The sequence below is a fragment of the Pseudoxanthomonas sp. G3 genome, from assembly GCF_057654715.1.
On record NZ_CM172805.1, the window covers coordinates 97751 to 123459 of the forward strand.

The 25709-nt window shown below is 68.7% G+C and carries 25 protein-coding genes; 20 read left to right on the forward strand and 5 right to left on the reverse strand.

Annotated features, from left to right (window positions below):
• Positions 1 to 19 precede the first annotated feature (19 nt).
• The gene (locus tag AC23D6_RS00475) at positions 20 to 490 is read left to right on the forward strand and encodes an MgtC/SapB family protein (RefSeq protein ID WP_487750903.1); all 471 of its coding nucleotides are present in this window, start codon (positions 20 to 22) and stop codon (positions 488 to 490) included.
• Between the two features lie 4 nt (positions 491 to 494).
• Here the strand turns inward: AC23D6_RS00475 and yczR are convergent, their stop codons facing one another.
• Entirely contained in the window at positions 495 to 1946 is a 1452-nt protein-coding gene (gene yczR / locus AC23D6_RS00480) for a MocR-like transcription factor YczR (RefSeq protein ID WP_487750904.1), read from the reverse strand.
• 60 nt (positions 1947 to 2006) lie between these two features.
• Here yczR and yczE point away from each other — a divergent pair, with 60 nt between their 5' ends.
• The 5 genes from yczE to AC23D6_RS00505 all read left to right on the forward strand — a co-directional run bounded on the left by yczE (position 2007) and on the right by AC23D6_RS00505 (position 5298).
• Positions 2007 to 2687, forward strand: a complete 681-nt coding sequence (gene yczE / locus AC23D6_RS00485) for a membrane protein YczE (RefSeq protein WP_487750905.1) — start codon at positions 2007 to 2009, stop codon at positions 2685 to 2687.
• A complete protein-coding gene (locus AC23D6_RS00490) occupies positions 2684 to 3526 on the forward strand; it encodes a PhzF family phenazine biosynthesis protein (RefSeq protein ID WP_487750906.1) in 843 nt (280 codons plus the stop codon). Before yczE ends, AC23D6_RS00490 begins: the two co-directional genes overlap by 4 nt.
• 102 nt (positions 3527 to 3628) lie before the next feature.
• On the forward strand, positions 3629 to 4150 hold the full coding sequence (locus AC23D6_RS00495) for a hypothetical protein (protein WP_487750907.1): 522 nt from the start codon (positions 3629 to 3631) through the stop codon (positions 4148 to 4150).
• 57 nt (positions 4151 to 4207) lie between these two features.
• Positions 4208 to 4783 (forward strand): hypothetical protein, encoded by a 576-nt coding sequence (locus AC23D6_RS00500; RefSeq protein ID WP_487750908.1) that lies wholly within the window; start codon positions 4208 to 4210, stop codon positions 4781 to 4783.
• A 128-nt stretch (positions 4784 to 4911) separates the two neighbouring features.
• Entirely contained in the window at positions 4912 to 5298 is a 387-nt protein-coding gene (locus tag AC23D6_RS00505) for a hypothetical protein (protein ID WP_487750909.1), read from the forward strand.
• 23 nt (positions 5299 to 5321) lie between these two features.
• Here the strand turns inward: AC23D6_RS00505 and AC23D6_RS00510 are convergent, their stop codons facing one another.
• Positions 5322 to 6821, reverse strand: a complete 1500-nt coding sequence (locus tag AC23D6_RS00510; RefSeq protein ID WP_487750910.1) for an AAA family ATPase — start codon at positions 6819 to 6821, stop codon at positions 5322 to 5324.
• A gap of 177 nt (positions 6822 to 6998) precedes the next feature.
• Between AC23D6_RS00510 and AC23D6_RS00515 the strand changes: the two genes are divergently transcribed.
• The 9 genes from AC23D6_RS00515 (at position 6999) to AC23D6_RS00555 (ending at position 15970) form a co-directional block, all read left to right on the forward strand.
• Entirely contained in the window at positions 6999 to 7631 is a 633-nt protein-coding gene (locus AC23D6_RS00515) for a ParA family protein (RefSeq protein WP_487750911.1), read from the forward strand.
• Between the two features lie 21 nt (positions 7632 to 7652).
• Positions 7653 to 8129 (forward strand): SixA phosphatase family protein, encoded by a 477-nt coding sequence (locus AC23D6_RS00520; RefSeq protein ID WP_487750912.1) that lies wholly within the window; start codon positions 7653 to 7655, stop codon positions 8127 to 8129.
• Complete coding sequence (locus tag AC23D6_RS00525; RefSeq protein ID WP_487750913.1) at positions 8126 to 8710, forward strand: YceI family protein; 585 nt, start codon at positions 8126 to 8128, stop codon at positions 8708 to 8710. Before AC23D6_RS00520 ends, AC23D6_RS00525 begins: the two co-directional genes overlap by 4 nt.
• Positions 8707 to 10668 (forward strand): phospholipase D family protein, encoded by a 1962-nt coding sequence (locus AC23D6_RS00530; RefSeq protein ID WP_487750914.1) that lies wholly within the window; start codon positions 8707 to 8709, stop codon positions 10666 to 10668. Before AC23D6_RS00525 ends, AC23D6_RS00530 begins: the two co-directional genes overlap by 4 nt.
• 112 nt (positions 10669 to 10780) lie before the next feature.
• The gene (locus AC23D6_RS00535) at positions 10781 to 11203 is read left to right on the forward strand and encodes a hotdog fold thioesterase (protein WP_487750915.1); all 423 of its coding nucleotides are present in this window, start codon (positions 10781 to 10783) and stop codon (positions 11201 to 11203) included.
• Positions 11204 to 11326: 123 nt separating this feature from the next.
• Positions 11327 to 12124, forward strand: a complete 798-nt coding sequence (locus AC23D6_RS00540) for a lysophospholipid acyltransferase family protein (protein ID WP_487750916.1) — start codon at positions 11327 to 11329, stop codon at positions 12122 to 12124.
• Between the two features lie 91 nt (positions 12125 to 12215).
• Entirely contained in the window at positions 12216 to 13205 is a 990-nt protein-coding gene (locus AC23D6_RS00545; protein ID WP_487752533.1) for a YheT family hydrolase, read from the forward strand.
• A gap of 49 nt (positions 13206 to 13254) precedes the next feature.
• Positions 13255 to 15330, forward strand: coding sequence for a tetratricopeptide repeat protein (locus tag AC23D6_RS00550; protein ID WP_487750917.1), 2076 nt, complete (start codon positions 13255 to 13257; stop codon positions 15328 to 15330).
• A 25-nt stretch (positions 15331 to 15355) separates the two neighbouring features.
• Positions 15356 to 15970, forward strand: a complete 615-nt coding sequence (locus AC23D6_RS00555) for a YbhB/YbcL family Raf kinase inhibitor-like protein (protein ID WP_487750918.1) — start codon at positions 15356 to 15358, stop codon at positions 15968 to 15970.
• Between the two features lie 45 nt (positions 15971 to 16015).
• Here the strand turns inward: AC23D6_RS00555 and AC23D6_RS00560 are convergent, their stop codons facing one another.
• From AC23D6_RS00560 to AC23D6_RS00570, 3 genes are all read right to left on the reverse strand, one after another.
• A complete protein-coding gene (locus tag AC23D6_RS00560) occupies positions 16016 to 17434 on the reverse strand; it encodes a hypothetical protein (RefSeq protein ID WP_487750919.1) in 1419 nt (472 codons plus the stop codon).
• 61 nt (positions 17435 to 17495) lie between these two features.
• Positions 17496 to 18311, reverse strand: a complete 816-nt coding sequence (locus tag AC23D6_RS00565; RefSeq protein WP_487750920.1) for a DUF4377 domain-containing protein — start codon at positions 18309 to 18311, stop codon at positions 17496 to 17498.
• Positions 18312 to 18373: 62 nt separating this feature from the next.
• Positions 18374 to 19168 carry an undecaprenyl-diphosphate phosphatase gene (locus tag AC23D6_RS00570; protein ID WP_487750921.1) on the reverse strand — a complete coding sequence of 265 codons (795 nt, stop codon included), beginning with the start codon at positions 19166 to 19168 and terminating at the stop codon, positions 18374 to 18376.
• A gap of 210 nt (positions 19169 to 19378) precedes the next feature.
• On the opposite strand from AC23D6_RS00570, the gene glnA reads away from it, so the two are divergent.
• The 5 genes from glnA to ntrC all read left to right on the forward strand — a co-directional run bounded on the left by glnA (position 19379) and on the right by ntrC (position 25699).
• On the forward strand, positions 19379 to 20788 hold the full coding sequence (gene glnA, locus AC23D6_RS00575; RefSeq protein WP_487750922.1) for a type I glutamate--ammonia ligase: 1410 nt from the start codon (positions 19379 to 19381) through the stop codon (positions 20786 to 20788).
• Positions 20789 to 21220: 432 nt separating this feature from the next.
• A complete protein-coding gene (locus AC23D6_RS00580; protein WP_056880236.1) occupies positions 21221 to 21559 on the forward strand; it encodes a P-II family nitrogen regulator in 339 nt (112 codons plus the stop codon).
• A gap of 14 nt (positions 21560 to 21573) precedes the next feature.
• Positions 21574 to 23154, forward strand: coding sequence for an ammonium transporter (locus AC23D6_RS00585; RefSeq protein ID WP_487750923.1), 1581 nt, complete (start codon positions 21574 to 21576; stop codon positions 23152 to 23154).
• A 60-nt stretch (positions 23155 to 23214) separates the two neighbouring features.
• Positions 23215 to 24267 carry a two-component system sensor histidine kinase NtrB gene (locus AC23D6_RS00590; RefSeq protein WP_487750924.1) on the forward strand — a complete coding sequence of 351 codons (1053 nt, stop codon included), beginning with the start codon at positions 23215 to 23217 and terminating at the stop codon, positions 24265 to 24267.
• Positions 24257 to 25699: a nitrogen regulation protein NR(I) gene (gene ntrC, locus AC23D6_RS00595; protein ID WP_487750925.1), complete on the forward strand. Its 1443-nt coding sequence runs from the start codon at positions 24257 to 24259 to the stop codon at positions 25697 to 25699. The genes AC23D6_RS00590 and ntrC overlap by 11 nt, the downstream gene beginning before the upstream one ends.
• Positions 25700 to 25709: the final 10 nt, after the last annotated feature.

Genomic DNA, 25709 nt, shown 5'->3' on the forward strand with positions numbered 1-25709 from the left:
CCGCGCAGGAGGTCAGGCCATGTTCGACGGATGGGAAGTGCAGGCGCCGGTCGTCGGCAGGATCGCGTTCGCGATGCTGTTGGGCGGCGCCATTGGCTTGGAGCGGGAACTGAAAGACCGACCGGCCGGCTTCCGCACGCACATGCTGGTGGCCGGCGCCGCCGCGATGCTCACCGGGATGGGCGACATGATGCTGGCGCAGGCCCAGCACGACGACGACGGCCGCGTGCAGATCGATCCGTTTCGGCTCGTGGAAGCGGTGATCGCCGGCGTGGCCTTCATCGGCGCGGGTACGATGATCGCCCACCGCGGCCGCGTTGTGGCCGGGATCACCACGGCGGCGTCGTTGCTGATGGTGGCGGTGATCGGCGTGGCGGTCGGCTTCGGGCACGGATGGCTGGCGCTGCTGGCCACCTTGCTGACGTTCGCCGTGTTGTTCGTGCTGGCGTGGCTGGAGCGTCGCGTCGGCAAGCGCGGCGACGACGGCTGACGCATCACGCGATCAGCCGTTTCGCTCCATCGCGTGGATGCCGTGTCTCGCGGGAATTGGCGTTCCATACATCGGCCATTACCCGCACCGCCTGTACCAGGGTGTCCTCGGGCTTGGCGTAGGGAATGCGCAACCACTGGTCGCAACCACCCTCCACGCTGAAGACTGGGCCGGGTGCGAGGTAGACGCCCTTGCGCTCCACGTCCGCCGCGAGCTGCGTCGCGCTGCCACGGGGCAAGCGCACCCACAGCGACAGCCCGCCCTCGGGCAGGCGGAACTGCCACGCCGGCAGCCGTTCGCGCAACGCCTCGGCGAGCGCGTCGCGGCGCTGCCGCAGTTGTTCGCGGCGCGCGGCGAGGACGCCTTCATCGCCGAGCATCTCGGTGACGACGAGCTGGTCGAACAGCGAGCTGCCCAGGTCCATCTGCACGCGCGTGGCGATCAGGCGGTCGATGGCGTCGCGCGGCGCGCGGATCCAGCCCACGCGCAGGCCGCCCCAGCACAGCTTCGACGTGCTGCCGATGGTGAAGGCATCCGGCGCATGCGCGGCGAACGGTGCCGGCATCGGTGCATCGGACAGGCAGGTCGCCTGCAGCGACTCATCGACGATGGCGAGCGTGCGTGTCGCCTGCAGTGCGGCCGCGTAGCGTTCGCGCTGCGCCTCGCTCATCAGGAAGCCGGTGGGATTCTGGAAATCCGGTATCAGGTACGCCGCGCGCGGCGAGGTCTGCCGCAGCGTCGCCTCGATCGCGGCCAGGTCCCAGCCTTCGTCGCCGAGCGGGTCGGCCATCGGCGCGGGCACCAGGCGTCCGCCGCCGAGGCGCAAGGCTTCGATCGCGTTCGAATACACCGGCGATTCGATTGTCAGCCGGTCGCCGGCGCGCGACAGCGTGCGCGCGACGATCGCGATGGCCGACAACGCGCCCGAGGTGACCACGATCTGCTCCGCCGTCGTCGGCAGGCCGCGCTCCGCATACGACTGCGCGATCCGTGCGCGCAGCGCAGGCAGGCCCGAAGGCAGGTAACCGTCGCTGGCCAGATAAGCGGGCAACGCTTCCAGCGCCCGTGCATACGCTGCGGCGACACCGGGCGTGGCGGCGCCGGCGGCGCAGTTGAGGTCGATCGCGCCTTCCACCGAGGGCGCCGTGCCGACGGCGTGCAGAGCATGGTCGTGGGCGCGCCGCCGATCGACGGGCGCGGCGGCGAACGTGCCCGCTCCCTGCCGCGCGGTGGCGAACCCGGCAGCGACGAGGTCGGCATACGCTCGCGTGACGGTGTTGCGCGACACGCCCAGCGCCTCGGTGACGGCGCGTTCGCTGGGCAGGCGGGTGCCCAACGGGATGCGCCCATCGCCAATGAGTTCCTGCAGGGCCTGGCGCAGGCCGCGATACGCCGGCGTGCGCGGGAAGTCGCCGACCAGGACGGCGAGTCGATCAGGGGCGAGTGAACGGTTCATGGGGCCACTATCGCATGATTGGCTCTATTCAAAAGGGCCAATCGGAGGGAAGGTGGCCCCATGACCGCACCCTCTTCCCCCGGCCTGACCAACCTCGGCCCCCTCGCCCAGCTGCGCGCCGGCCGCCTGCCCGAACGCGTCGTGCGCCTGCTCGTCGGCCTGTGGCTGTACGGCCTGGCCATCGCCCTGATGATCGAAGGCGCGGTCGGTGCCTCCCCGTGGGACGTGTTCCACCTGGGCGTCTCGCACCACGTACCGGTGTCGTTCGGTACGGTGATGATCGTGACCGCGGTGGCCGTGCTGCTCGCGTGGATCCCGCTGCGGCAGATGCCAGGCCTGGGCACGGTGGCCAACACGCTGCTGCTGGGCCCGTTCGCCGACCTCAACCTCGCGCTGCTGGCCACGCCCGAAGGCCTGCCGCTGCGCTGGGCTTACCTGCTGGCCGGCGTGGTGCTCTGCGCGATCGCCACCGCGATGTACATCGGTGCGCAACTCGGTCCCGGTCCGCGCGATGGGCTGATGACCGGCCTCGCGCGCCGCACCGGCTGGTCCATCCGGACGATCCGCACGCTGATCGAAGTCACGGTCCTGATCGTCGGCGTGCTGCTCGGCGGGGTGGTCGGCGTAGGCACGCTGGTGTTCGCCTTCGGCGTGGGGCCGCTGACCCAATTCTTCCTGCGCTATCTGGTCGTGCGGCTGGAAACGCCGGCGACCGTCGCCCTCGAAGGAGAAACACGATGAGCGCCGCGGTCCTGCGTTACAGCGCGTTCACCACCGATCCGGCCGGTGGCAATCCGGCGGGCGTCGTCCTGGACGCGCGCGGCCTGTCCGACGAGGCCATGCAGCACATCGCCGCCGACGTGGGCTATTCGGAAACCGCGTTCCTGTTGCCGCGCGAAGACGGCGAGCTCGACGTGCGCTACTTCAGCCCGTTGGCCGAGGTGAGCTTCTGCGGACACGCGACGATCGCGGCGATGGTCGCGCACGCACGCGAACACGGGCCGGGCGACATCGTCCTGCACACGCAGGCCGGGCGCGTGCGCGTCACGGTCGATGATGATTTCGCCGCGACGCTGACGAGTGTGGCGCCGCGCATCGACGCACTGAATCCGGCGGATCTCGATCGCTTGCTGGCGGCCTTGCATTGGCGTCGCGACGATCTCGATCCCGCCCTGCCGCCCGCCGTCGCGTATGCAGGCGCCTGGCATCCCGTCATCGCGGCCGCCTCGCGCGCGCGACTGGCCGACCTGCACTACGACTTCGATGCGCTTGCCGCGCTGATGGCGGCGCGCGGCTGGACCACGGTGAACCTGGTCTGGCGCGAAGATCCGCACACGCTGCATGCGCGCAATCCCTTCCCGCCCGGTGGTGTGGTGGAAGATCCGGCGACCGGTGCGGCGGCCGCCGCGCTGGGCGCCTACCTCGCCACACAGGGCGAACTGCCGCCGACGCGCCGTTTCCGCATCCTCCAGGGCCACGACATCGGCCGGCCCAGCCTGCTGCAGGTGGACGTGCCGGTCGACGTGGCGACAGGTGTGCGGGTGAGTGGGACGGCGGTGGAGATCACGCGCCCGCAATGAGTGAACCTCGCCGTGCCGCGACGAAGCTCGTACAACGCGAGCGCTTGAAGCGTCACCATGGCCGTGCGAACGTGCCGACTCGATTCCCGACAGGAGCGGGGCATGCGCAAGGCGGGACAGGTGGGCGTGTGGCTGGTGCTGATCGCCGTATCGTGGACGTCGGCAGGGACAAGGGCACAGGAGGCGTCACCGTCCGTTCCCGCAAGTCGCGTTGAATCCGATCCGCGCCTCAGTGCAGCGGACGAAGCTTGGCGCGAGGCCTGGCGGGGCAATGTCGAAGTGCATCTGCGCAGTGTCGCCGCGCGTGGCACACCGCGCGACCTGCTGGCCGCCGGCTGGTTGTGGCCGATGGAGACCGACGAAGCGAGCATCGCGGAGCGGGGTGTGTTTTCGCGGCCGCAGGCGCGCGAATGGATCCAGACGGCCTACGACCGCGCGCGCGGCGACGATGTGCTCGTGGACTGGGCCTTGCTGGATGCCTGCGCAATGACAGACGCAGCCTGCGACAGAGGACGGTTGCTCCAGCGCCTGATGGCGGCGGATCCAGGCAACGCCGAGATCCTCTTGACCGCCTATCAAGACGCCATCGAGCGCAAGGATTCGGCGGCCGCCGAGTCATACTAGCAGGCCGCTGCACGGGGCACGCACTATCGTCCCCGCATCAACGAGCTCGGTGCGCTGATGGCGTCCGTCCTGCGCCAGGCGCAAGCGCCGGTGCTCGACCCGGCGCTTGCGGTGGCGCTTGGCGAAGACCTTGGCTTGGGCCGCAGCGCTACCGCGTCGGATATGGCGGACGTCGTGGTGATGGCCCTCAATGTGGCGATCGTGATACCGACACTGCAACCGATCCAGCAGCGGTGCAGCGCACGGGTCGGCCACCTGCCCGCCGATACGCGGGCAGCCTGCAGGCGCATCTACGCGCTGCTGAGCGCCGACGAATCGACCCTGCTGCCCGCCCTTGTTTCGTTGCCGAGGCTGGTCGAATGGGCGGACACGGAAGTCGAGCGCACCGAGGCCCGCGGGCGGCTGCGTCGCTTCGCGTGGCTCTACGAAAACTCGCTGCGCCAGTACGGGCGTCCGGGGAAGGAACGACGCTTGCCGGTGGATCATCTCAACCGCCTCTTCCGGGAAGGCGAACTGGCTGCCATGCGCTACCAGCTCGCGCGCGAGGGCATTGCCGCGGAACCGCCTGCCGGCTGGCGGCCCGACAACCCGGAATGGCGCGCCCTCCTGGGCGATTCCCCCGCGGCCCGCTGACGCAGCGTCTTGACGCCCTCAGGCCGCTGGACGGACGATCCATTGATCGTCCCTCGGGCACCGACATCGGGACGATATCTCTCGCCGGCGCCCACTCGTGCGCCGTCACTACAACAAAGGGAATTGCCATGCGACTGAACACGCTACTGCTCTGCGCTTTCGTGATGCTCCATGTCCCGCTGGCGTTGGCGCAATCGAAGCCCGATCCGCTGTTCGGGGACGACCCGCACGCCAAGGCGGTGCTGGATTGTCACGCAGACTACGCACGACGCTTCGCCAAGACGCTGACGCCGGTGAAGGGAACGCCGACCGAGGTGGCAACGGCTGCCTACGCGGGGTGTGCTGGGGAGTTCGAGGCCTTCTCGAGGGCGACGCGGGTGAGTGCCGAAACCAGTAAGGATCCGAAGGCCTTCATGGACCCGGACGGTTTCCAGAGGGAGCAGGTGGCGAAGCTGCGCGAATACGCATTCGCTTACACGCTCGATCTGTATCTGCGGAATACGACGACGTTCTGACTCGCTGCGCGGCTATGGCCGCATCAATCCGCCGGTACCGTCCGCTCCCGCGCCCACTCGCGCAGCGCCTGTACCTGTTCGGCCATGAGCACGGACAGCGGCCGGGTGCTGCGGATCTCGTGCATGACCAGGTCGGTGTCGAGCGATTTCTGTTCGGCGTGCGCGGCGTATAGCGCCGAGACGATGGCCTGTTCCAGTTCCGCGCCGGAGAACCCATTCGCCGCCGCGGCGAGAGCGGGCAGGTTGAAGCCTTCCGGGTCGAGTTGCCGGCGCGAGAGGTGCACGCGCAGCACTTCCACGCGCGCGTCGGGCGAGGGCAGGTCGACGAAGAAGATTTCGTCGAAGCGGCCCTTGCGCAGCAGTTCCGGCGGCAGGTCCTGTACTTGGTTGGCGGTGGCGACGAGAAAGACCTGGCCACTGCCGGCGCCGGCCTTGCGCTCGGCCATCCAGGTGAGCAGGTAGCCGAGCACGCGGCGCGAGACGCCGCCGTCCTCGTCGCCGCTGCTGGCCAAGCCCTTCTCGATTTCGTCTATCCACAGTACGCACGGCGCCAGCTGCTCGGCCGAGGCGAGCGCGGCGCGCAGGTTCTTCTCGGTCTCGCCGTGGTACTTGTCGTACAGCGTGCCGAAATCCAGCCTTAGCAGCGGTACACCGAAGCCGGCCGCGGTGGCCTTGGCCAGCATCGACTTGCCGCAGCCCTGCACGCCGAGCAGCAGTACGCCCTTGGGCAGGTCCAGCCCCGGCGGCGGATTGCCGGAGACGAACACCGCGCGGCGCTGTTCGATCCAGCGCTTCAGCCGCGATGCGCCGGCGACGTCGGCGAACTTCGCCGTGTCGTACTCGTAGTGCAGGTGGCCGCTACGGTTCAGCAGTTCGAACTTGAGCTTGTTCAACGCGGGCAGATCGCTGGCGCTGAGCGCGCCGTCGTTGAAAATCAGCTGGCGGGCGATCCGGCGCGCATCCACCAGGCTCAGGCCCTGCAGGTTGCGCACGATCTGCTTGACCGCCTCGCCATCGGCCTCGACCCGGCGGCCGCCGTGTTCGCGGGCGTAATGCTCGGCTTCCTCGCGGACCATCTTCAGCAGGGCGTGGCCGTCGGGCAGGCGCGGGCTGAAGCGCACCGCCAGGGCTTCCAGTTCGGCCGGCAGCTCGATCTTCGTCCCCACCAGCACCACCACGTGCGGCAGGCTGTGGCGGCGCTGCAGGATGTCGCGCAGCTGGCGCTGGCTGCTGGCGTAGCCCAGGTAGGGGTGGAAGTCGAACAACAGGTAGATGCCGCGCTGCTCGGCCTGCTTGATGGCCTGCAAGGCGGCGCTGGCGTCCGGTGGGCCGACCGCATCGTCCTCACGGTCCATGTCCAGCCGGCGCAGGCCCTCGGTGATGCTCCAGCGGAACAACGCCCGCCACACCTGCCCCAAGGCCTGTCGGAACAGCTCCACCACGCGGGTCTCGTCCTGCGTCTCGATGACGATCAGCGGGGTGTTGGCGCGGATCAGCGCGGTCAGGTCCTGCAGCTCGTTCATGGGGCATCCGGTCCGTGGGGACCGCACGATAACAGCAGGAACGAGTGGGGAGGAACGAGGAACGAGGGCGCTCGCGTCCCGCCTTGCTCGTTTCTCGTTCCTCCCCACTCGTTCCTGCCTTTCTGCTTCACCGCCCCCGGTGTACCCTGCGGGCTCCCCGGGCAACGAGGTGCGCGCATGAAGACGATTCTGGTCGCCAGCTCCAAGGGCGGCGCGGGCAAGACCACCCTGGCGACCAATCTGGCCGCGTACTTCGCACTGGATGGCAAACGCACGGTGCTGGTGGATGTGGATCCGCAGCACTCTTCCACCCGCTGGGCCGAACGTCGCGCCGAACTGGAGAGCGCCGTCCTGCCGATCGACGCCAGCGGCAAGCGCGCGTGGCGCGCCTGGTTGCCGGACGACGCCGAGCGCGTGGTGGTCGATGCGCCCGCCGGCGCGATGGCCGACGACCTGGACAGCTTCCTGGAGCACGCCGATGCGGTGGTGGTGCCGGTGCTGCCGTCGGCGCTGGACATCGAGGCCACGGTCGGCTTCCTCAATACCTTGGCCAAGGTGCCGCGCGTGCACAAGCGCAAGCTGCCGGTGGGCCTGGTGGTGAATCGCACCAAGCCCTGGACCAATGCGTCCCAGCAGGCGGTGGAGATGCTGAAGACCTGGCCTTACCCGGTCGTCACCCAGCTGCGCGATACCCAGGCCTACGTGGTGCTGGCGGGCCTGGGGCGCAGCCTGTTCGATTACCGTTCGGCCCAGGTGCGCGACCATCAGGCCGACTGGGAACCGTTGTTGAAGTGGATCAAGAAGGCCTGAGGCCCAAGGAGCAAGCGTCCCATGCGTGAACTGATCCTGCTGCGCCACGCGCATGCCGAACCGGCCACCCCTGGCCAGTCCGACCTGGACCGTCCCCTGTCGCCGCAGGGCCTGGCCGAAGCCGAGGCGGTCGCGGCCTGGCTGAAGGACAAGGGCCTGGTGCCCGACCGGGTGCTGTGCTCGCCGGCGCGCCGGGCGCGCGAGACCCTGGAGGCCGTGCTGGGTGCGATCGGCTATGTCGAGCAGCGGCTGGAAGAGCGCATCTACGAGGCCACGCCGGGCACGCTGGCCGATCTCGCCGACCAGCATCGCGAAGCCGAGCGCCTGCTGATGGTGGGCCACAACCCCGGCTTCGAACAGCTGGCCGCCCTGATGTATTCCGGCGTGACCAGCGAGTACCGCGGCATGCCGCCGGCCGGCGTGGTGGTGCTGACGCTGCCGGTGGACGCGAGCATCGAACCGGGCGTGGCGCAGCTCTCCGCCTTCTGGTGGCCATGACGCCGATCTTCGCCGTCGGCCTGCGCTTGGCCGCGCTGGCGGTCACCGCGCTGCTCGCCGCGCCGGTGCTCGCGCAGGGGCGCAACGACTTCGACCCGGTCAATACCCGGCTGGGGTTCGAGTTGCGCACGCGCTGGGGCCAGGTCCTGGACGGCGTGTTCCGCCATTACGAAGGCTCGGTGGAGCACTTGCCCGACGGACGCCAGCAGGTTCGCCTGCGCATGTACACGCGCGACGTGGAAATCATCGACCATCCGCGCTATAGCGATTGGGCGCGCAGCGAGAAGTTCTTCGATGCCGATCGCTACCCGGTGGTCACGTTCACCTCCAAGCCCTACGACCCGATGCTGCTTTACGACGGCGGCAAGCTCGAGGGCGACCTGAGCATCAAGGGCATCAGCCGGCCGCGCAGCCTGGACGTCGCCCCGACGACCTGCCAGCACCCCGCGGTGGGCTGCGACGTGGTGGCGACCGGCGCGGTGCGCCGCAGCGACTACGACATGGATGACTGGATGCTCGCGGTCAGCGACCGCGTGGTGTTCGTCCTGCGCGCGCGGATCCGGAGCGGGAAGACGCCGTGAACCGCCGCAGTGCCGCCGTGATCGCCGCGCGCTGCGCGGTCCTGTGGCTCGCGCTGCTGTGCAGCGCCTGCGCCAGCCTGTCCGACCGCCAGCGCGACCGCGCCGCTGCCATCGCCGCTGCCGCGCGCTCGCAGGTGGTCGACTGCACGCAGGCCGACGCCTGTGCACTGCGATCGCCGCTGTACGACCTGGGCGACCGGGCGCGGGCGGATTCCACGCCCGAGGCGCCGCGGCATTACGCGGTGATCCTGGACCAGGGCTCGGACGCGCTGCTGGCGCGGCTGAACCTGATCCGCAGCGCACGCGAACGCATCGACCTGCAGACCTACATCTTCGACAAGGACGACAGCGCCCGCCTGGTGCTGGACGAACTGCTGGCCGCGGCGCGGCGCGGCGTGCAGGTGCGCTTGCTGATCGACCAGCTGTCGGCGATCGCCGACCTGGAGATCCTGGCCGCGTTGTCCGGCGCGCACGAAAACTTCGCCATCCGGATCTACAACCCGAGCTTCGGCAAGGCCAAACTCAACTATCTCGATTACGCGGGCAGCGTGCTGTGCTGCTTCCGCCGCTTCAACCAGCGCATGCACACCAAGCTGCTGCTGGTGGATGACCGCGTCGGCATCAGTGGCGGCCGCAACTACCAGGACGACTATTACGACTGGGACGCGGAATACAACTTCCGCGACCGCGACGTGCTGGTGGCTGGGCCTGAAGCCGAGGCGATGGCGCGCAACTTCCAGCTGTTCTGGGACGCGCGGCGCAGCGTGCCGGCGGAGCGGCTCAACGACGTGGGTCGCACGCTGCTCAATGAGGGCGTGCCAGCGATGCCGGCGCCGCGCTACCTGCGGCCGGAACGCGTGCAGGCCGCCAGCGAGGAGGCCAGCGATGCTGCCGTGATCCGCGAGCGCTTCGTCGACACGGCTTACCCCGTCGGCGCGGTGCGCTACATCGCCGACCGCCCGCAGAAGCATCGCCGCGAGCGACGCGACGACGACGCACCCGCTGCGCCGGAGCTGGAGGCGCTGATCCGCGGGGCGCGCTCCGAGGTCCTGCTGCAAACGCCTTATCTGGTGATGTCCAAGCAGGCGCAGGCGATGTTCCGCGAGATGCGGCTGCGCCAGCCGCCGCCGCAGGTGGTGGTGTCGACCAACAGCCTGGCCGCGACCGACAACCCGGTCGTCTATTCGATGTCGTTCAAGTACAAGCGTCGCTACCTGCGCGAGTTCGGTTTCCAGATCCACGAATTCAAGCCGTTTCCGGAGGATGCGCCGGTGGATTACGCCGCTCTGATGCCGGAGGGGCCACCGCTGGCGGTGGGTGAGACCGGCGGCGCGGGCAGCGGTGGCGTGCGCGGCCCGTCGGGATCGATCGGGCCGTCGTCCGGCTCGCAGGGCGAGACCACGCGTCGCCTGCAGCGCACCGAGTCGCGGCCCTCGTTCCTCAGCAGCGGCGCGGGTGCCGAGCCGCTGCCGCTGAAGCGCGCCGGCGTGCGCATGGGCCTGCACGCGAAGTCGATGGTGATCGACGGCCAGACCGCGGTGATCGGCACGCACAACTTCGATCCACGTTCGGAGAATTACAACACCGAGGCGGCGGTGGTGATCGACGACACCGCCTTCGCCCAGGCACTGGCTGATAGCATCCGTCGCGACATGTCGCCGAAGAACGCGTGGGTGATCGCACCGCGCGCCAAACCGGTGGTGTTTTCCGGCCTGGATTACAGCCTGGGCAAGGTCTCCGAGGCTCTGCCGGTCTTCGACCTCTGGCCATGGCGCTATGCGACCAGCTACGAATTCCGTCCCGGCCCCGACTGCCCGTTGCCGGTGACGCCGAAGGATCCGGCGTTCCACCGCTGCTATGTCTCGGTGGGCGATTTCCCCGAGGTCAACGTAGGCCCGAAATGGCTCTACACGCGCATCCTGACCGCGTTCGGTGCGGGGTTGGTGCCGATTCTGTAGGGCAGGAGTGAGCGGAGAGGAGTGAGGAGTGAGCGAAAGCGGCACTCCCGCTTGCTCCTCACTCCTCACTCCTCACTCCTCTCCACTCACTTCTCGCTTCCCAGGACTCGCTATGGCTTTCCGCGCCCCCGTCGACCTCGCCGCCCTCAACGCCTTCGCCGCGAACACGCTGGTCTCTCACCTGGGCATCGTCATGACCGCGGCCGGCGACGACTGGTTGCGCGGCACCATGCCGGTGGACGCGCGCACCGTGCAGCCCTTCGGCATCCTGCATGGCGGGGCTTCGGTGGCGTTGGCTGAGACGTTGGGCAGCATGGCCGGCAACCTGTGCGTGGACACGACGAAGGAGACGGTCGTGGGCCTGGAGATCAACGCCAACCACGTGCGCGCGATGCGCGGCGGCGTGGTCACCGGCACGGCGCGCGCGCTGCATGTGGGTCGCAGCACGCAGCTGTGGGAGATCCGCATCGAAAACGACGAGAGCAAGCTGGTCTGCGTGTCCCGCCTGACGTTGGCGGTCGTACCGAGAAGCTAGTGGGGAGCGCGGAGGAGTGAGGAGTGAGCGAGGCCGGCGCTTGTGCCTTCGCTCACTCCTCACTCCTCACTCCTCTGCGCTCACTCCTGCCCCTCCCCCCCTCACTCCTGCTATCTTGCACGCATGACGCCGCCCCCTGTTCATGTTGCCGGCGGCAGCGGCGTGGCGCGGGCGTTCCGCTACCTCTACCGCGTGCCGCTGTTGCTGGTCCACCTGCTGGTCTTCCTGCCGATCACCCTGCTGTGCCTGTCGCCGCTGCTGGTCTGGATCCGCGTGGGCGAGGAGAACGTGGGCGACGTCGCGGTGCGCCGGTGGTCGAGCGGCCTGATGCGGATCTTCGGCTTCCGGCTGCGCCGGGTCGGCACGCCGCTGACGGGTCCGACGATGTTCGTGGCCAACCACGTGAGCTGGATCGACATCGAGGCGCTGCACAGCCAGCGCATGATGGGGTTCGTCGCCAAGCACGAGATCCGCGGCTGGCCCGTGGTGGGCTGGCTGGCGGCGCAGGGCCAGACCATCTTCCACCAGCGCGGCAGCCAGGAATCGCTGGGTGGCGTGCTGCAGGCGATGATGCAGCGGTTGCGCGAGGGGCGTTCGGTCGGCGTGTTCCCCGAGGGGCGTACGCGCGACGGCCGCGAGGTCGGCCCGTTCCATGCCCGCATCTTCCTCGCTGCGGTTGAAGCCGGCGTGCCGGTGCAGCCGGTCGCGTTGCGGTACGGCGCCCACGGCAGCGCGCAGCCGGTGGTGGCGTTCGGGCCTAAGGAAAGCTTCTTCGCCAATTTCCTGCGCCTGCTCGGCGAGCCGGCGCGGACCGCGGACATCTGCTTCCTCGAACCGATCCGCATCGCGGACGTGGACGGGCGCCGGCGCATCGCCGACCTGTCGCGCGAGCGGATCGTGCAGGCCATGGCGGCCGCCTGACCCATGCCATGGGCCGGTTTCCGACGGAATCGAAGGAATACTCGGTCCTGCGGTGCCATGCTCGGTCCGACGCTGCCGCGATGACCCCATGATCACTGCCGCCGACTACCGCCCGCCGCGCTGGCTCCGCAATCCGCACCTGCAATCGGTGCTGGGCTCCAGCGCCCTGCGCCGCCGCCGCGGCCTGCGTGCGCTGGCCATCAGTGGCGCGGTGACCGCCGAGCACATCGTGGACGGCGGCGATGGCGTCAGGCTCCAAGGCTTCCTCAGCCAGATGCCCGGCCGCGAGCCCCGTGGCCTGGTGCTGCTGCTGCATGGTTGGGAAGGCAGTGCCGATTCCAGCTACATGCGCCTCACGGCCGCGCAGTTGCTGAAGCGTGGGTTCGACGTGTTCCGGCTGAATTTCCGCGACCACGGTGACACCCACCACCTCAACGAAGACCTGTTCCACTCCAACCGCCTCGATGAAGTGGTGCATGCGGCCGTGGATGTGTCGCGGCGGTTCGCTGGCGGCGTGCCGATGCGGGTGGCCGGCTATTCGCTGGGCGGCAACTTCGCGCTGCGCCTGGCCTTGCGTGCGCCACAGGCCGGGCTGGCGCTGGCGCACGTGGCGGCGGTCTGCCCGTTGCTGGATCCGGCGACCACGATGGACCGTATCGAGAACGGGCTGCCCCTCTACGACTGGTACTTCGCGCGCAAGTGGCGGCGTTCGCTGGAGCGCAAGCGCCATCTGTTCCCGCAGCGCCACGATTTCGACGACACGGTGCTGGCGCTCGACATCCGCGCGCTGACCGACTGGCTGGTCCAGCGGCATACCGCGTTCGGCACGCTGGACGCCTATTTCGATGGCTACGCGATCGGCGGCGATCGCCTGGCCGGGCTGTCCGTGCCCGCGCATATCCTGATGGCCGAGGACGACCCGGTCATCCCGTTCGACACCTTCCGCGGCTGGGCGTTGCCGGCCCAGGCGACGCTGGAGATCGCGCCCTGGGGCGGGCACTGCGCCTTCATCGAGAACGTCGCGGGCGATGGCTACGCCGAGCGGTGGGTGGCCGAGCGGCTGGCCGGCAGCACCGCCTAGGGCGGTAACCCCCGCTACAATCGGCGTTTGCCCGAACGCTGGTAGTCCCATGTACGACCCGATCCTCGAAGCCTTGCGCCGCGGCGCCGTGGCCGATGCCCTGACCGCTGCCGAAGCCCTGGTGGCCGAGCGTCCGGACGACCCTCAGGCGCTGCGCTGGCTGTCTGCCGCCCAACTTCAGAACGGTCAGGTCGATGAGGCGCTGGCGAGTATCGATCAGGCCATCGCCCTCTCGCCCGAGAACGCCGAGCTTCACCTGGCTCGCGCCGGCGTGCTGGTGGGCAGCCGCCGAACGGACGAGGCGCAAGCGTCGCTGGCGACGGCAAGCGGGCTGGACCCCAACCAGTTCGGCGCCTATCTATCGCAGGCCCAGCTGGCGTTGACGCGCGGCGACCTCGACGAGGCCGAGCGGTTGAACCGCCTGGCCGAGCGCGTGGTGCCCAATCATCCGCAGCTTGCGGTCGTGGAAGGCATGGTCGCACTGCAGCGGGGCCAGGCGGACACTGCGCTCAAACGTGTATCGCAGGCCATCGAGGCGGCACCCGAGGATGCGCAGTTGCGCTACGTGTTGGGCTTCATCTACATGGCCAAAGGCCATCTGGCTTTCGCAGAACAGGCGTTCCGCGCCATCGTCGAAAAGAATCCCGCTGCCTCCAGCCTGTGGGGCTTGATTGCGGATCTGCTCGGTCGTCAGGGCCGCTTCGATGAAGCCGCTGATGCCTTGGGCGCGCTGTTCACCGACGCAACGCGCGCTACGCCGGGCCTGAAGCGTTTGGCTGGCCACCTGCGCCTGCGGGCAGGGCAGCTCGAGCAAGCGCAGCCGTTGCTGGAAGACGCCGTGGGCAACGGCGCCCACGACCGCGCCACACTGTCCGCCCTGCTGCAACTGTGGCATGCGCAGGACCAACAGGAGCGGGGGCGTGCGCTGCTCGAAGCATGCCTTGCCCTGCATCCGCGAACGGCCGACCTCTGGCTGGCGCGCTTGGCGCTGGAAGACTTGGGCGGCGATGCCGCACTCGCGCTGGCGGCACGTTGGGTGCACGTGGCGCCGGAATCGGTGCAGGCTCTTGAGGCACATATGGCCGCGCTGGCCCATGCCGGGCGCACCGAGGAGGCCGACGCGGTCGCGGACCGCATCCTGGACTTTGTGCCGGGTCATAGCGACGCACAGGCACGCAGGGTTAACGCGCTGGTCGCGCGTGACCCCGCAGCGGCCGTGGCGCATGTCCAGGACCTGCTGCAGCAGGCGCAGCAGGACGAAATTCGGCAGACACTGCTGGGATGGCTGGCGCTGGCGCAGGATCGCGCGGGGTTGCGCGCTGAAGCCGTGAGCAACTGGGTGACGCGCGCGCAAGGCTATTTGGCGATCAACCTGCCGCCGCATACCCCGAGCGCTGCACAGCAGGCATGGCCGGCGCGCGGCGCCATTACTCCTGAAACACCGTCGAGGCCGCTGCTCCTGTGGGGCGCGCCGGGGTCCGGGGTGGAACGCGTCGCATCCGTGTTCTTCGCCAGTGGTGCCCCGCTGCGTGGTGATCGTCTGTCTCAGCGTGCGCCGCGCGACGGCTTGCAACGCTACGCCACCGTGCAGGAGTTGGCTGGCGGTACGCAGCCGGGCAACGGCCTGGTCGCGGGTTGGCGCGCCAGCCTGGCGGCGCGCGGGATTCCGGATGGCAATGTGATCGACTGGCTGGTCTGGTGGGACAACGCGCTACTGCATGACCTGCGCCCGCATCTGCCGGAAGGACGCCTGCTGGTGGTGTTGCGGGATCCTCGCGACATGCTGCTGGAGTGGTTGGCGTTCGGATCGCCGGCGATGTATGCGATCACGTCGGTGGATGCGGCGGCGGCGTGGCTGGCCGCCGTGCTGGACCATGTCGCGACGATCCTGGAGCAGGACCTGTACCCGGCGACGGTCGTTCGCCTCGACGGCATCGAGCGGTCGCCGACCGAGATTGCCGATGTGCTGGGACGGGCGCTCGGTGGCCTGCGCTTGGCCCCTCCGCAGGAACCCGGCAGTGAAGGTTTCGAAGCGGGCCACTGGCGCAAGTACGCCGATGCGCTTGCCGGGCCGTTCGCCATGCTCACCCCGGTCGCGGTGCGCCTGGGATATCCCGAAGCCTGATCCACCCCTCCCACAGGAGCCGCGCATGCGTATCTGGAGCGACAGTTTCGAAAACACCCGTCCGATTCCGGCCGAGTTCGCGATGGGTCAGCCCGACGGCTTCGCGCCCAACCGCAATCCGCACCTGGCGTGGGACTGCGTGCCGGAGGGCACCGCGTCCTTCGCCCTGCTCTGCATCGATCCGGATGTGCCGACCGTGCCCGAGACGGTCGGTCGCGACGACCTGCAGATCCCGGTCGAACAACCGCGCGCGCATTTCATCCACTGGGCGATGGTCGACATCGCACCCGATGTGCGCGAGATCGCGGCAGGCAGCTGCAGCGACGGCGTCACTGCGCGCGGCAAGGCGCAACCGGCGGGCCCCGCTGGCGCGCGACAGGGCCTGAACGACTACACCGGCTGGTTCGCCGGCGACGGGCAGATGGGCGGGGATTACCTAGGCTACGACGGTCCGTATCCGCCGTTCAACGATCTGCGCGTTCACCGCTACTTCTTCCGGCTGTTCGCGCTGGATGTGGCTTCGCTCGACGTGCCGGCGCGTTTCACGGCGTCCGATGTCGAACGCGCGATGCAGGGCCATGTGCTGGCTGAGGCCGCAGTGCATGGCACATACACGTTGAACTCGTCGCTGCGCGGTTGAATCAAGAGAAGGTCGAAGCCGCTTGCGCGTTCGCGTGATCCCGCGTCAGGGGGCTTCACGCCAGCGCGCGCGGCCCTGGTCATCGATGATGAGGCAGGTTCCCATGGAAGGGCATTCGCGTGCGACGCTGATGTCCTGCACCGGAATGCCGAGGCGCCACGCCAGTCCCCACCCACCGATGGCGTAGAACCGCTGTTCGTCCGTCACGCTGACGTGCAGGGGCATGGCCGGCACCGGCTGCTTCTCCAGCGTCTGCAGCGTCGCCTCCGCCCAGCGGGCCCGTCCGATCAGTCCGGGGTGATCGAGGCGGCGGGTGCCTTCCACGGCGATCCATGAAGACAGCGCGATCAGCGCGACGACCACGAGCGCGATGCCATCGGCGGCGATGCTCCGCGCGAGCGCGATGACCGGCAGGATCACCGCGATCGCGGCGTAGTACTCGTAGCTGTTCCAGGCGAAAAGGAAGTAGGGGCCATAGGCCAGCACGGCGAAGACGGGCACGCAGCTCCATTGCAGCGGTGTGAGCAGCGCGCGCCCGCGCCAAGCGGCGATGCTCCACGCCGCGAGCATGGGCAGCGAGGTGGCCGCGACCCAGACCAGCCCCGGCATCCGCTCACCGAACACGGCCATACGCAGCGCTTCGCGCGGCACATTCAGCAGCCACGCGAGGAGCGAAGCCGCATTGCGGATCACGTTGCTGCCGAGGGTCAGGTCGTAGGCCTTGTCGGTGTTGGCGGTGAACCGTGCGCGCAGCACCAACCACACTGCCACGACGATGACGCATGCGCACCATGCCGCGATCTGGTCGCGGTTCGGCCGGCGCGTGCCGCAGAATGCGGCCATGACCACCATCAGCGCCGGTGTCAGGGCCGCAGATTCCTTGCTGAGCAAGGCCAGCGCCAGCAACAGCGGCATCAACGAGAGCAGGAAGGTGCGGAGGCCGCGGGCTCTCCCTGGTGCACTCACCCACGCAGCCAACAGCAACGTGGTGAACAAGGTCAACATGGCGTTGTTGGCGGCCGAGGCCCAATGGACCGGCAGCAGGTGCAGCCCCAAGGCTGCATATACAGAACCTGCGAGTGCGGCGATGCGTCCCGCGTGCGGCCAGCCGCATGCGCGCGCGACGCAGGATCCGAGCAGCGCCACGCCCAGGCTGGCCAATCCATGCAGCACCAGGCTCACCACATGCGCGGCATGGGCATTGCCGCCGAGCGCGACATCGACCCAGCGCCAGTAGCCTTCTTGCGAGAGGGGTCGCCAGAACCGCGGCGGCGAAGCCGGCCAGAAGTCGGACCACCATGCCGCCCCAGTGGCGTTCGTGGCATGCGCTGCGTGCAGGAACCCGTAATCGTCTCCCCAGAATGGGGTGTCCAGTGCAGGCCACCACATCAGCAAGGAGGAGGCCGCCAGCAGCATGGCGGCGATCCAGGGATGGGACGGCGCGTTCCGTGCGAAAGATTTCATCAACGATGCGAAAGCGGCGGTGGCGCGCCACTATACCGGCGACGCGCCACGACCGAAGCGCTCACTCCTTCTCGTTGGCCGATTCCACGACCATGTCGAGCACGTAGGCGCGGTTGGACGCATCGGCCGGCGGGTCCTTCACCGTGTAGCGGTCCACGCGCAGCACGTTGCGGACGCCCGGTTCGTGGGTGTACCCCTCGATGCGGTCGTAGAAGTTCTGGAACTCGCCGGGCGTGCCGACCTTCAGGCCCTTGCCGTCGTACTGGATCTCGCGGACCTGCAGGCACTGTTTGTCCGGAATCAGCGGGTGGCTGCACGGCTTCGTTTCCGACGCCACTTCCAGGAACACGCGTTCGCCCGGGCCGCCGTAGCGGGTTTCCGCGGTGGGTTCGCCGGAGAAGGTGAGCGTGTCGCCGGCGGCGGTGGTGAGTGTCAGCGTGGGCGCATCGCCGGCTGCCGTCGCCAGTGTCAGCGTGCCTTCCAGCCGCTTGCCCACCTCGTCGTCCAGGGCCATCAGTGCAGGCTCGACGCAGGCCCGCTTCGTCGACATGAGGGGTCCGGCGGTCAGCGAGCTACCCGCCAGCGTGTAACTGCCGCCCATGCGGTTGCAGGTGTTGGAAACGCCCAGCCGACCGTCGCGGAAATCCAGGGTAACGGGCTTGTCGGGCTGCACCAGCAGCGCATCGAGGCGCTGGCCTTGGGCATCGGTCGCGGCGGTGAGGCGCCAGTGGTACTTCGGCAGCAGCGCAGTGTCTGCGACAGGGGCCGTGGTCGTGGGGGCGGCAACCGGCGCCGCAGTGGGTGCCGCGGCGTCATCGGCAGGCTTGGGGCAGCCGGCCAGGGCGAGGGGCAGGGCGAGCAGCAGCAGTCGTTTCATGGCGTCATCTCCAGGGGTGGCCTATGCAAACGCGCGGTCGGTTGGAACGGGGTGAAGGGCGCTCAGCTCCCGGCCGGCATCAGCAGGAGCAGCAACGCGCCCAGCACGATGCGATAGATCGCGAAGCCGGTGAACCGGTGCGCCTTGATGAAGCCCAGCAGCCACTTCACCACCACGAAGCCGGTGGCCGTCGCCGCCGCGAAGGCCACGGCGACCTCGCCCCAGTTCTCGCTGCCCAGGGCGTTGTCCTTCACCAGTTCGAGGAAGGCATAACCGCTGGCCGCGAACATGGTGGGGATGCCCACGAGGAACACGAACTCCGCCGCCGACGAGCGTCGGCTGGTGCCGGCGAGCATCGCCATGAAGATCGCCGCGGCCGAGCGCGAGGTGCCGGGGAAGACGCCGGCCACGACCTGGGCCAGACCGACCAGCACCGCCACCTTCCAGGTGATGGCCGCCACGTCGCCGCGCTTCTCGGCGAAATGCTCGGCCACCAGCATCCACACGCCGCCCAGGATCAGAGCCCAGGCGATCGGGGTGACGGTCTCCGGCAGCTCCCAGCCCGCCAGGCGTACCGGCAGTCCGACGAGCGCGGTGACCAGGAAGGCCGCGGCCAGTTTCAGCGCGTAGTCGCGGGTTTCGGCGTTGCGCCAGCCGGTGGCCAGTTCCCAGATCCGGCGCCGGAACACCAGTGTGGTGGCCAGGATCGCGCCCGCCTGGATAACGATATTGAAGAAATCCGAGCGGTGGCCCAGCCACTGCTGGGCGATCAGCAGATGGCCCGTGCTGGAGATGGGAAGAAATTCGGTGAGGCCTTCGAGGATGCCGAGCAGCAGCGCGGCGAGCAGGTCGGTCATGGGCGCAGAGCACGGCGGAAAGCGGAGAGGATAGTGGAAAGGCTATTGCACCGTTTTAGTGCATGAGCTGGAAATTGGGCACCAAAGCGGGGCTTTGGCGTGAAAAGAGCGTCGATCTAGTCCTTTGAAATCAATGGCTTGAGACGGTTTCCGGGTTGGCATGGGGATTGCTGTACATCGGCACATCCTTATCCAACCCGAGGTTCCGAGATGTCTGTGGAGAATGTTGAAAAGCTGATCAAGGACAACAAGGTCGAGTTCGTCGACCTGCGCTTTGTCGACATGCGCGGTGTTGAACAGCACGTCACCTTCCCGGTCAGCATCGTCGACGCTTCGCTGTTCGAGGACGGCAAGATGTTCGACGGCTCGTCGATCTCGGGCTGGAAGGGCATCAACGAGTCCGACATGGTCCTGCTGCCCGACCCGAGCAGCGCCTATCTGGATCCGTTCTACGCCGATCCGACCCTGGTGCTGATCTGCGACATCCTGGACCCGGCCACCATGCAGGGTTATTCGCGCGACCCGCGCGGCATCGCCAAGCGCGCCGAAGCGCACCTTAAGGCCAGCGGCATCGCCGACGTCGCCTTCTTCGGCCCGGAACCCGAATTCTTCATCTTCGACTCGGTGCAGTTCGCCAACGAGATGGGCCACGCGTTCTTCAAGATCAACTCCGAAGAAGGCGCCTGGAACAGCGGCAAGAGCTACGACGGCGCCAACAGCGGCTACCGTCCGGGCATCAAGGGCGGCTACTTCCCGGTGCCGCCGACCGATTCGCTGCACGACCTGCGTGCCGAGATCTGCAAGACGCTGGAGCAGGTCGGCATCGAAGTCGAAGTGCACCACCACGAAGTCGCCACCGCCGGCCAGTGCGAGATCGGCGCCAAGTTCAACACGCTGGTGCAGAAGGCCGACGAACTGCAGCGCATGAAGTACGTGGTCCGCAACGTGGCCCACCGCAACGGCAAGACCGCCACCTTCATGCCCAAGCCCATCGTCGGCGACAACGGCAGCGGCATGCACGTGCACCAGTCGCTGGCCAAGGGCGGCACCAACCTGTTCACCGGTGACGGCTACGGCGGCCTGTCGCAGCTGGCGCTGTGGTACATCGGCGGCATCTTCAAGCACGCCAAGGCGATCAACGCGTTCTCCAACTCCGGCACCAACAGCTACAAGCGCCTGGTGCCGGGCTTCGAAGCGCCGGTGATGCTGGCGTACTCGGCGCGCAACCGGTCGGCCTCGTGCCGCATCCCGTGGGTGGCCAACCCGAAGGCGCGCCGCATCGAGATCCGCTTCCCCGATCCGCTGCAGTCCGGCTACCTGACCTTCACCGCGCTGATGATGGCCGGCCTGGACGGCATCAAGAACCAGATCGACCCGGGCGCGCCGAGCGACAAAGACCTGTACGACCTGCCGCCGGAAGAAGAGAAGAACATCCCGCAGGTCTGCTCCAGCCTGGACCAGGCGCTGGAAGCGCTGGACAAGGACCGCGACTTCCTGAAGGCCGGCGGCGTGATGTCGGACGACTTCATCGATGCCTACATCGCGCTGAAGATGCAGGAAGTGACCAAGTTCCGCGCGGCCACGCACCCGCTGGAATACCAGCTGTATTACGCCAACTGATGCACGCGCATGCCGTCATCGCCCAGTTCGCCGGGGACCGTGCATCGGTCCTCGGCGGCGCGGCGGGCGGGCACTGAGTTATCGCGGCGATGGCGACGGATCTCCCCTCCCACCCGTCGCCATCGCCGCACCTTACCGGACGCAACGCGCCGCGCTGCGTCCGCCCGGTTGGGGAACCGGGGCAACACCCGTCTTCGATTCCTGGAGATCGCACCAACGCTGTACTTGGGGAAACACAGGAGAGGTCCATGAACCGCAGCTCCCTCCCACGTCATCCGTTTCCGTCGCATGTGATCGCGGCGGGCACGGGTGCGGTTCATGCATCACTCCGCACCGACGACGTGCACGCCGCCAGGGGGTCGCGCGCACGGGTGCTTTGAAACCGCCGGCCGGCTCCGGTCGGCCGGTTCCATCCACCATCGGGGTATGCGCATGAAACTGATCACCGCCATCATCCGGCCGTTCAAGCTCGACGAGGTCCGAGAGTCCTTGTCGCAAGCGGGCGTGTCCGGCATCACCGTGACCGAAGTCAAGGGCTTCGGCCGGCAGAAGGGCCACACCGAGCTGTACCGCGGCGCCGAGTACGTCGTCGATTTCCTGCCGAAGATCAAGATCGAAACCGTCGTCACCGACGAGCGACTGGATGCCGTCATCGAGGCGATCCAGCAGGCCGCCGGCACCGGCAAGATCGGCGACGGCAAGATCTTCGTCACCACCATCGACCAGGTCATCCGCATCCGCACCGGCGAAGTCGGCGCGGACGCGCTCTAACACTCGGAGCCCTTATGAAGACTCGACTGTTCTCCGGGTGGAAGACCCGTGCCCAGATGTTGTGCCTGGCCGCGCTGTGCGGCCTGATGACGGTTGGCGTGGCCTCGACGGCCTTTGCCGCGCAGGACACCGCCGTCCCCGCAACCGAAGCCCCCGCTGCCGATGCCGCCGCTGCGGCCGACGCCGCGCCTGCACCGGTCGAAGCGGCCGCGCCTGCGGAGGCCGCTGCGGCTCCGCCTGAAGCGCCCGCCGAAGAAGCCGCCGCCGAGGAAGCGCCTGCCCCGACCATCAGCAAGCCCGACACCGTGTGGGTGCTGGTGTCTGCGGCACTGGTGATCTTCATGACGCTGCCTGGCCTGGCGCTGTTCTACGGCGGCCTGGTGCGTTCGAAGAACGTGCTGTCCATCCTGATCCAGAACCTGGCCGTGTTCTCGCTGGTCGCGGTGCTGTGGGCGCTGTACGGCTACAGCTTCGCCTTCACCGAGGGCAATGCCTTCATCGGCGGCACCGATCGGTTGTTCGCCGCGGGCCTGGATGCGTCCTCGATCGGTGCGACGTTCACCAAGGGCGTCTACATCCCGGAACTGGCGTTCTTCGTGTTCCAGGGTGCGTTCGCGTGCATCACCTGTGCGCTGATCGTCGGTGCGTTCGCCGAGCGCGTGAAGTTCGCCGGCGTGATGCTGTTCACCGTGCTGTGGTTCACCTTCGCGTACCTGCCGATGGCGCACATGGTGTGGTTCTTCCCCGGCCCCGATGCGTTCACCAGCACCGATGCGGTGGACGGCGTGCTGGCCAAGTCCGGCTACCTGTGGGCCAAGGGCGCGCTGGATTTCGCCGGCGGCACCGTCGTGCACATCAACGCCGCCATCGCAGGCCTGGTGGGCGCCTACGTGATCGGCAAGCGCACCGGCTATGGCCGCGAGGCGATCAAGCCGCACAACCTCACGCTGACGATGGTCGGCGCGTCGATCCTGTGGGTGGGCTGGTTCGGCTTCAACGCCGGTTCGGCGCTGGAAGCCGGCGGCGTCGCCGCGATCGCCTTCGTCAACACCTTCCTGGCCACGGCCGCGGCGGTGGTGGCCTGGTTGCTGGTGGAGTGGATCACCAAGGGCAAGCCCTCGCTGCTGGGTGCGGCGTCGGGTGCGGTGGCCGGCCTGGTCGCCATCACCCCGGCTGCTGGCCTGGTGGGCCTGAACGGCGCACTGGCCATCGGTGCGATCGCGGGCGTGCTGTGCCTGTGGGGCGTCAGCGGCCTGAAGAAGCTGCTGGGCGCGGACGACAGCCTGGATGTGTTCGGCGTGCACGGCGTGGGCGGCATAACCGGCGCGCTGCTGACCGGCGTGTTCGCGGCGCCTTCGCTGGGCGGCGCGGGCATCTGGGACTACGTCACCGAGACCGCCGTGGCCGAGTATTCGATCGGCTCCCAGGTCTGGATCCAGGCGCAGGGCGTGCTGATCACCGTCGTGCTGTCCGGCGTGGTGGCACTGCTGTCCTACCTGATCGTGAAGTTCACGGTGGGCCTGCGGGTGCCGGAAGAGGCCGAGCGTGAGGGCCTGGACATCACGTCCCACGGCGAATCGGCCTACGAGGCCTGACCGTTGCCGGGGATGGCTTTGCACTAAACTGGTGCAATGCCGTCCCCGGATGTTTTCCGCATGCGATTCGAACCCACCACCGACGCCCTCAGTACGCCGGTGGCCTGGGCGGATGCCGACGGCCGGATCCGCGGCGTGAACCCTGCCTTCGCCCGCTGGCTGGGCGTCAGCACCCGCCGCCTGTTGGGACAACCCCTGGCGGCTCTGGAGATCGAAGGCGACGCCATGGCGCGCTTCCTGGACAACACCGACCGTGACGTCCTGCGCCTGCACCGGCTGGCGCTGGGCATGCCGGGCGAGTCGCCCCGCTTCGCCGAAGGCTGGCTGTCCCGGCTGGATGGCGGCGGCTGGCTGCTGGAGGCCCATCCGGTGGACGAATTCCCGGCCATGGACCCGACCCAGGCGCTGCCGAATGCCCTCAGTGCCGCGCTGAAGGGCCTGGCCCATGAGCTGCGCAACCCGCTGGCGGGCCTGAAGGGCGCCGCCCAGCTGCTGGCACGTCGCGCCGTGCAGCGCGAGGACAACGACGACGAGCGCGAGCTGATCAGCCTGATCGAATCCGAGATCAACCGCCTCAACAGCCTGCTCGAACAGCTGCTCTCGCCGGTGCCCCAGCGACCGCACGCGCCGCTCAACATCCACGCCGTGCTGGAACGCGTGCTGCGGCTGGCCGAGAACGAGGGCGGCTGGTCGGTGCGCCTGCAACGCGACTATGACCCCAGCCTGCCCGAGCTCGACGGCGACGCCGACCGACTGACCCAGGCGGTCTGGAACCTGGTCCGCAACGCCCTCCAGGCGGGCGCGGCCAACATCATCCTGCGCACCCGTGTCGAACACGGTTCGCGCATCCACGATCACCTGCACGCGATGGCGCTGCGGGTGGAGATCGTCGACGACGGCCGCGGCGTGCCGGAGGAACTGGCCGAACACCTGTTCCTCCCGCTGGTGAGCGGCCGTGCCGAAGGCAGCGGACTGGGCCTGGCCCTGTCCCAGCAGGTCGCCCGTGAACATCGCGCCACGCTGACCTACCGCTCCCGCCCCGGTCATACGGTCTTCACCCTGATGCTGCCGCAATCGCTGCACGACACCGACGAGGAACGTCATGTCCACTGACCGACTGGCGGCCGCCGCCACTGCCGATGCGCGCCGCATCTGGGTGGTGGACGACGACCGCTCCGTGCGCTTCGTACTGGCCACCGCGCTGCGCGATGCAGGTTATTCCGTGGACGGCTTCGACAGCGCCGCCGCCGCGCTGCATGCGCTGGGCGCACGCGGCGCGCCGGACCTGCTGTTCACCGACGTGCGCATGCCCGGCGACGACGGGCTGGTGCTGCTCGACAAGCTGAAGGCCACGCACCCGCAGCTGCCGGTGATCGTGATGTCGGCGTATACCGACGTGGCGAGCACGGCCGGTGCGTTTCGCGGCGGCGCGCATGAGTTCCTGTCCAAGCCGTTCGATCTGGACGACGCGGTCGCCCTGGCCGCCCGCACCCTGCCGGACGTGGGCGAGGTTGCCGACGCCGATGCGCAGGAAGGCGAAGCGGTGTCGGCCACGCCGCAGCTGATCGGCGATACGCCGGCGATGCGCGCGCTGTTCCGCGCGATCGGGCGCCTGGCGCAGGCGCCGTTGTCGGTGCTGATCACCGGCGAGACCGGCACCGGCAAGGAACTGGTGGCGCATGCGCTTCACCACGAATCGCCGCGGTCGCGCAAACCCTTCGTCGCGCTCAACACCGCCGCGATTCCGGCGGAGTTGCTGGAAAGCGAATTGTTCGGCCATGAAGCCGGGGCCTTCACCGGCGCGCAGAAGCGCCACATCGGTCGCTTCGAGCAGGCCGATGGCGGCACGCTCTTCCTCGACGAGATCGGCGACATGCCTCTGCCGCTGCAGACGCGCCTGTTGCGCGTGCTGGCCGAAGGCGAGTTCTTCCGCGTCGGCGGTCGCGAGCTGATCCGCGTCGACGTGCGCGTGATCGCGGCGACCCACCAGGACCTCGACGGCCTGGTCGCGGAAGGCCGCTTTCGCGCCGACCTGCTGCATCGCCTCAACGTGGTCCGCCTGCAACTGCCGCCGCTGCGCGAGCGTCGCGCCGACGTGCCGCAGCTGGCCGAGAATTTCCTGGCGATGGCCACGCGCAAGCTCGATATCGCGCCCAAGCGCTTCGCCAACGCCGCACTCGACCTGCTACAGGCCCACGACTGGCCCGGCAACGTGCGAGAACTCGAGAACGTGTGCTGGCGCCTGGCCGCGCTGGCGCCGGCCGATGTCATCAACACCACCGACCTGCAGGGCGCGCTGACGCATGCGCCGGTCGTGGGCGGCGGGCGGGGCGAGTGGGACCACGCCCTCGCCGAGTGGGCGCGCCGTCGCCTGCTGGAAGGCGCGGAAGCGCTGCACGCCGAGGCGCGTGAACGCCTCGATCGCACGCTGCTGGAAGTCGCGCTGGAACTGACCCACGGCCGTCGTGCGGAAGCGGCGGTGAAGCTGGGCGTGGGTCGCAACACGGTGACGCGCAAACTGGGGCCGGGCCGCAAACGCGGATAGCGCCGGTCCG

Bases quoted from the DNA above. Each gene is read 5' to 3' on its own strand.
- AC23D6_RS00475 (WP_487750903.1), top strand. From the start codon at position 20: ATGTTCGACGGATGGGAAGTGCAGGCGCCGGTCGTCGGCAGGATCGCG.
- yczR (WP_487750904.1), bottom strand. From the start codon at position 1,946: ATGAACCGTTCACTCGCCCCTGATCGACTCGCCGTCCTGGTCGGCGAC.
- yczE (WP_487750905.1), top strand. From the start codon at position 2,007: ATGACCGCACCCTCTTCCCCCGGCCTGACCAACCTCGGCCCCCTCGCC.
- AC23D6_RS00490 (WP_487750906.1), top strand. From the start codon at position 2,684: ATGAGCGCCGCGGTCCTGCGTTACAGCGCGTTCACCACCGATCCGGCC.
- AC23D6_RS00495 (WP_487750907.1), top strand. From the start codon at position 3,629: ATGCGCAAGGCGGGACAGGTGGGCGTGTGGCTGGTGCTGATCGCCGTA.
- AC23D6_RS00500 (WP_487750908.1), top strand. From the start codon at position 4,208: ATGGCGTCCGTCCTGCGCCAGGCGCAAGCGCCGGTGCTCGACCCGGCG.
- AC23D6_RS00505 (WP_487750909.1), top strand. From the start codon at position 4,912: ATGCGACTGAACACGCTACTGCTCTGCGCTTTCGTGATGCTCCATGTC.
- AC23D6_RS00510 (WP_487750910.1), bottom strand. From the start codon at position 6,821: ATGAACGAGCTGCAGGACCTGACCGCGCTGATCCGCGCCAACACCCCG.
- AC23D6_RS00515 (WP_487750911.1), top strand. From the start codon at position 6,999: ATGAAGACGATTCTGGTCGCCAGCTCCAAGGGCGGCGCGGGCAAGACC.
- AC23D6_RS00520 (WP_487750912.1), top strand. From the start codon at position 7,653: ATGCGTGAACTGATCCTGCTGCGCCACGCGCATGCCGAACCGGCCACC.
- AC23D6_RS00525 (WP_487750913.1), top strand. From the start codon at position 8,126: ATGACGCCGATCTTCGCCGTCGGCCTGCGCTTGGCCGCGCTGGCGGTC.
- AC23D6_RS00535 (WP_487750915.1), top strand. From the start codon at position 10,781: ATGGCTTTCCGCGCCCCCGTCGACCTCGCCGCCCTCAACGCCTTCGCC.
- AC23D6_RS00540 (WP_487750916.1), top strand. From the start codon at position 11,327: ATGACGCCGCCCCCTGTTCATGTTGCCGGCGGCAGCGGCGTGGCGCGG.
- AC23D6_RS00550 (WP_487750917.1), top strand. From the start codon at position 13,255: ATGTACGACCCGATCCTCGAAGCCTTGCGCCGCGGCGCCGTGGCCGAT.
- AC23D6_RS00555 (WP_487750918.1), top strand. From the start codon at position 15,356: ATGCGTATCTGGAGCGACAGTTTCGAAAACACCCGTCCGATTCCGGCC.
- AC23D6_RS00560 (WP_487750919.1), bottom strand. From the start codon at position 17,434: ATGAAATCTTTCGCACGGAACGCGCCGTCCCATCCCTGGATCGCCGCC.
- AC23D6_RS00565 (WP_487750920.1), bottom strand. From the start codon at position 18,311: ATGAAACGACTGCTGCTGCTCGCCCTGCCCCTCGCCCTGGCCGGCTGC.
- AC23D6_RS00570 (WP_487750921.1), bottom strand. From the start codon at position 19,168: ATGACCGACCTGCTCGCCGCGCTGCTGCTCGGCATCCTCGAAGGCCTC.
- glnA (WP_487750922.1), top strand. From the start codon at position 19,379: ATGTCTGTGGAGAATGTTGAAAAGCTGATCAAGGACAACAAGGTCGAG.
- AC23D6_RS00580 (WP_056880236.1), top strand. From the start codon at position 21,221: ATGAAACTGATCACCGCCATCATCCGGCCGTTCAAGCTCGACGAGGTC.
- AC23D6_RS00585 (WP_487750923.1), top strand. From the start codon at position 21,574: ATGAAGACTCGACTGTTCTCCGGGTGGAAGACCCGTGCCCAGATGTTG.
- AC23D6_RS00590 (WP_487750924.1), top strand. From the start codon at position 23,215: ATGCGATTCGAACCCACCACCGACGCCCTCAGTACGCCGGTGGCCTGG.
- ntrC (WP_487750925.1), top strand. From the start codon at position 24,257: ATGTCCACTGACCGACTGGCGGCCGCCGCCACTGCCGATGCGCGCCGC.